The organism is Archangium sp., from assembly GCF_036389735.1.
Lineage (GTDB): Bacteria > Myxococcota > Myxococcia > Myxococcales > Myxococcaceae > Archangium.
Genome location: NZ_DASVWK010000086.1, coordinates 1 through 1,712 on the forward strand (window position 1 = coordinate 1; position 1,712 = coordinate 1,712).

General features: G+C 70.8%; 2 protein-coding genes. Both read left to right on the plus strand.

Annotated elements, in window-relative coordinates:
• The coding region (locus VF794_RS03535) for a cysteine synthase family protein (RefSeq protein ID WP_331107701.1) at window positions 1-913 on the plus strand (913 nt) is incomplete at its 5' end.
• Window positions 910-1,712: ATP-grasp domain-containing protein (locus VF794_RS03540; protein WP_331107703.1), on the plus strand; the 803-nt coding region annotated here is incomplete at its 3' end. The genes VF794_RS03535 and VF794_RS03540, both read left to right, overlap by 4 nt.

Consider the following 1,712-nt stretch of genomic DNA (forward strand, 5'->3'; position numbering starts at 1 on the left):
CGGCACCATGGCCGAGGGGCTGGCGCGCGTCGGCAGCCTCAAGGGCTACCGCGTCATCATCGTCACCGACCCGCGCATCGACACCACCGCCGCCGCCAAGCTCCAGGCGCTGGGCGCCGAGCTGGAGGTGGTGGACGTCTACCACCCGGAGGGCGGCTGGCAGTACTCGCGGCTGCAGCGGCTGCGCGAGGTGCTGGCGCGTCACCCGGGCGCCTTCTGGCCCCGGCAGTACGACACGCCGAGCAATCCCAACGCCTATGTGAACCACCTGTCCCAGGAGCTGCTCGAGGCGCTGGGCTCCAACCTCGCCGCGGTGGTGGGCACCGTGGGCAGTGGCGGCTCGCTGAGCGGCACCGCCCAGGCGCTCCGCCAGAAGCTGCCCCACGTGCGGATTGTCGCGGTGGATGCCGTGGGCTCGGTGCAGTTCCACCAGCCCAACCTCAAGCGGCTGCAGAGCGGCCACGGCAACAGCATCATCGCCGGCAACATCAACTACCGCGTCATGGACGAGGCCCATTGGCTGGCGGATGGCGAGGTGTTCTCCGGCTGCTGGGAGCTGGCGCGCCGCGAGGGCGTCTTCGCCGGGGGCTCCTCCGGGGCCGCCTACATAGTTGCCTCCTGGGTGGCCGAGCAGTACGGGCCCGACCAGGACGTGGTCGTCCTCCTGCCGGACAGAGGCGACAGATACGCGGAGACCATCTACTCGCGCGACTACCTGGCCAAGCACCACCTGGTGGGCATTGAAGCGGCGGCCCAGCCGACGCGCATCCGCTACGGCGTCGATGTCGCCGAGCGCTGGAGCTGGGCACCCCTGCCCCATGACGGCTCGGTGCCCTACCACGCCCCGGACGCCATCCTCAGCGGACAGCTGACGCGCGAGCTCGGGCTGCCGGGCCCGAAGGCGGAGTCATGAACCACTTCGTCTTCATCGAGAGCAACACCACGGGCACCGGGCGGCTCGCGGTCGAGCGCCTGCTGGCGCAGGGCGAGCAGGTGACGTTCCTCACCCGGCAGCCCAAGAAGTACCCCTTTCTCCAGCAGGCAAGGGCCGGGCTGCGCGTCCTCGAGGTGGAGACCAACGACGTGGAGGCGGTGAAGGCGAGCGTGCGCGAGCTGAAGCAGCAGGCCGCGCCCAACGCGCTCGTCACCTTCTCCACCTTCTACGTGCCCACGGTGGCCGAGGTGGCGGCGGACAGCGGCTTCCGCTACCTCAATGCGCGAGCGGCGCACGACTGCCACGACAAGTACCGCTCGCGCCAGGTGTTGCGGGGCGCCGGCCTGCCGACGCCCGACTTCTGGTTGGTGACGACGGACGAGGAGTTGCGGCAGCTCAGCGAGACGGTGCGCTACCCGTGCGTGGTCAAGCCCATCGCGGAGAGTGGCAGCAACGGGGTGCGCCTGGTGCACCACCGGGAGGAGCTCGTGGCCCACGCCCAGACGCTGCGGGCCCGGCACGTCAATGAGCGGGAGCAGCCGCTGCAGGGCCAGCTGCTCATCGAGAGCCTGCTGAGCGGCCCCGAGTTCAGCGTGGAGACCATCACCCTGGGCCCGGGCCGTACCCACGTCATCGGCGTCACCGCCAAGCACCTGTCCACCCCGCCGCACTTCGTGGAGATGGGGCACGACTTCCCGGCCGACCTGGAGCCGAAGGAGCGGCGGGCGCTGGAGGAGGCCACGGTGGCGGCGCTCGAGGCGGTGGGGTTCGACTGGGG